Below are 3,610 nucleotides of genomic sequence, written 5' to 3'. Positions count from 1 at the left end.
TCTCCGCGCCTCCGCGTGAGCCCTGCTGTTCTTTCATGGGTGCGCTGCGCCGTGCTGGCGGGCGCGCTCCTGTTGTGCGGCGGCTCGCTCGCGGCGCAGCCCGCCGCGCCGCCGCTGCCGGTGGACCATTGGGCGCACAGGGCGGCGGCGAGGGCGTGGGCGCTGGGGCTGGCGCCGGGGTACTTTCCCGCGCAGCGCTCGGCGCCGCGAGAGCTGGTGGCGCGCGCACTGCACGACGCGGTGGAGCTCGCGCGCGAGCGGTCCCCGGAGATGAGCGCGGTCGCCGAGGGGTGGATGGCTCGCTTCGTGGAGGAGTTCCCGGAGTACGGCCCCGGCGCACGGAGATCGCCATTGCTGGGCGGGCGAGCGGGGGTGGTGACGGAGCACGAGAGCGGACGGCTGGAGCCCGCGTACGGGCACTTCGAGTTCCGCCGCGAGCCCTTTCTCCTCCCCGACCGCGACGAGTGGGCAGGCGCGTCGACGGTGGCGCTGGGGGGGCGCGCGGTCGCCGCCATCGCGGACGTGGAGGCGGGGACGGAAGGCGTGCGGGTTCCGTCGTGGGACGTGTCCGCGTCGGCCGGGCCGCTGGCGCTGGCGGTGGGGAGGGAGCCCGTGGGGTACGGGCCCGCGCGCGGTGGCGGGATCGTGGTGAGCGGCGCCGTGCCGATGACGCGCCTCCAGCTGCAGACGGTGCGGCCGGTGCGTTTGCCCTCCGTGCTGCGCTACCTGGGGGGGACCACCTTTCACAGCTCGCTGGCGCGCCTCCCTGAGTCGCGGCATCCTGGCGAGCCGTGGTTCTGGACGGCGCGCGTGGGCTTCGAGCCGCACTCGCGGCTGCAGCTTGGGATCAACCGCGCCTCCATCTTCGGCGGCGACAGCATCGACACGCCCGTGACGGTGGGGAACGTGGTGAAGATGTTCGTGGGGATCCTCTCCGCGGACTTCGAGAACCAGGTGATCGCCGCCGATGCGCGCTGGCGCCTGCCCACCGAGCGCGTGCTCCCCGCCACCGTGTACTTCGAGTGGGGCTCCGAAGACGCGTCCGGTGCGTGGTGGAACGTGCCGGGGCACACCTTCGGCCTGCTGCTGCCGCGGCTGGGGAGCGCGTGGGCGGGCGGGGCGGAGTACACCCGCTTCGCGCCGCACTGCTGCGGGAATCCCCCCTGGTACATGCACGCCGCCCACCCCGGCGGCTGGGTGCACCGCGGTCGTCCGCTGGGGCACCCGCTGGGCGGCGAGGGGTGGGAGGGGATGGCGTACGGCCAGGGCGAGCTGCTGGACGCACGGCTGCGGGTGGAGGGGCGCGCCTTCGTGCGCCGCCGCACCGGCGAGGGGCTCGCCCGCGAGCAGCGCGCCGCCAACCTGTACGCTCCCGTGCGCGCGGGAAGCTTCGGGGGGAGCCTGGACGCCGCGTGGCGGCTGGCACCCCGCATCGATGCCCGCCTGTCGCTGTACCGCGACGCGGGCGACGGATGGCGCGAGCAGAGGCTGCGCGCCGAGGTGGCGTATCTGTTTTGACGACGGAGTGCTGAACTGCAGTGCGTTAGTGCGTTAGTGCGTTAGTGCGCTGTTCACTACAGGACTTAGCACTTAGCACTTAGCACTTAGCACTTAGCACTTAGCACTCAGCACTTAGGCCCTTCGCACGTACCTTCCGAACCATGCCCAGCTTTCCGAGCCACCGCCCCCGCCGCCTGCGCCGCAGCGAGACGATCCGCTCGCTCGTGCGCGAGACGTCGCTTCATCCCAGCGACCTGATCCTGCCGCTCTTCGTGGTGCCGGGCGAGGGGGTGCGCCGACCCATCGGCTCCATGGCCGGGGTGGAGCAGACCTCGGCCGACGAGCTGCTGCGCGACGCGGAAGAGGCGCTGCGGCTGGGGATCGGCGGCGTGCTCCTCTTCGGCATCCCGGAGCACAAGGACGAGACGGGGAGCAGCGGCTACGGGCCGGACAACGTGGTGTCGCAGGTGGTGCGGCGGCTCAAGCGCGAGCTTCCCGGGCTGCTGGTGATGACCGACGTGTGCCTGTGCGAGTACACCAGCCACGGCCATTGCGGCGTGATCCAGGGCGGCGACGTGGACAACGACGCCACCGTCCCCCTCCTCGCGCGGATGGCGGTGGCGCACGCGGACGCCGGCGCCGACGTGGTGGCGCCGTCGGACATGATGGACGGGCGCGTGGGGGCGATCCGCGCGGCGCTCGACGAGGCGGGGCATACGGGGGTGGCGATCATGGCGTACTCGGCCAAGTACGCCTCCGCCTTCTACGGCCCCTTTCGCGACGTGGCGGAGAGCGCCCCCACCTTCGGCGACCGGCGCACGGCGCAGATGGACCCCGGCAACGTGCTGGAGGCGCTGCGCGAGGCCCGGCTGGACGTGGACGAGGGGGCGGACATCGTGATGGTGAAGCCCGCCCTGGCGTACCTGGACGTCATCCACCGCGTCAAGGCGGAAACCGGCTACCCCGTGTGCGCCTACCACGTTTCCGGCGAGTACGCCATGATCGTGGCCGCGGCGGAGCGCGGGTGGATCGACGGCGACCGCGCCCACGTGGAGGCGCTCACCTCCATCAAGCGGGCCGGGGCGGACATGGTGATCAGCTACTACGCGCGGCAGTTCGCGAGGCGCCACCACGGCTGAGGGGCGGCGGCGGTCGTCACACGGCGGGCGGATCCGGCGTTGTGCCAGGCGTCGTATCTGAGGCTGGGCGGGCACCATTCGTGCTACCGCGGCGCCCCGCGTGACGCGGACGGGGGTGTACGCGTCAGCTTCGGGTGCACCGCCCGTCAAGGGGTCTCCCCAGGCGCGCAATTTTTCCAGGACAGCCCTTTCGGATGGACATAAAGACGTCAAGCGGCACCCGGGTGAAACGTGCCGCGCGAGAGGATCGCGCCGCGCTGCCGGACCTGCCTTTCCACGACGTGCGCCTGCGCCGGGAGCTCACGCACCGGCGGCTGGCCACGTCGCTGCTGCGCCGCTTCCTTCGCGTCGTCTCGCTGCACCTGCTGGACGGACTGCTCGTGGGCCTGGTGCTCTTTGCCGTGGCGCGCGCGTTCGGCGCGTGGGACGTGGTGGAGCCCTTCGTGCCGCTGGTGGTCGCCAGCTTCCTGCTGAGCCTCAACGCCCTGCGCGCCTACGCGCCCGGCGACTCTCGCCGCGACGGCGGGCGGCTGGCCTCGGCGGCGGCGCTGGCGTCGCTGCTGCTGGGGGTGCTGGTCACCTTTCCGCCGCGCATCCCGATGGCGCTGCCGCTGGTGGCGGGGATCGCGACGGCGGGGTTCGTGGCGCTGGCGCTGGGGCGCAAGGGCGCGGACCTGCTGGTGCGTCAGGCGTACGCGCGCGGCGTGGGCCTGCGCCGCACGCTGATCGTGGGGAGCCTGGACGAGGCGGGGAGCACCATCCGCTCGCTGCGGGGGCACAACAACTTCGACCAGTACGTGGTGGGGCACCTCACGCCGGGCGGGCGTCCGGACCCGGCGTCGATGGGCACGCTGGCCGAGCTGGAGCGCATCCTGGACGAGGTGGACGTGGCCGAGGTGCTGGTGGCCACCACGCTCACCAGCGACGAGCTGCACGCGGTGGCGGCGAGCTGCTTCGAGCGGGGGGTGAAG

The 3,610-nt window shown here is 72.8% G+C and carries 3 protein-coding genes; all 3 read left to right on the top strand.

The window, feature by feature from the left end; translation table 11 throughout:
• Positions 1-1,518, top strand: a 1,518-nt coding sequence (locus VF647_05460; GenBank protein ID HEX8451522.1) for a capsule assembly Wzi family protein, incomplete at its 5' end; no start/stop codon positions are given.
• A gap of 143 nt (positions 1,519-1,661) precedes the next feature.
• Positions 1,662-2,639, top strand: coding sequence for a porphobilinogen synthase (gene hemB / locus VF647_05455; protein HEX8451521.1), 978 nt, complete (start codon positions 1,662-1,664; stop codon positions 2,637-2,639).
• 224 nt (positions 2,640-2,863) lie between these two features.
• Positions 2,864-3,610 (top strand): hypothetical protein (locus tag VF647_05450; protein ID HEX8451520.1); only part of this gene is annotated, 747 nt, incomplete at its 3' end.

The organism is Longimicrobium sp., assembly GCA_036387335.1.
GTDB lineage: Bacteria > Gemmatimonadota > Gemmatimonadetes > Longimicrobiales > Longimicrobiaceae > Longimicrobium.
Note: the sequence above shows the minus strand (reverse complement) of the source record. Positions and strands in the feature narration are given on the sequence as shown.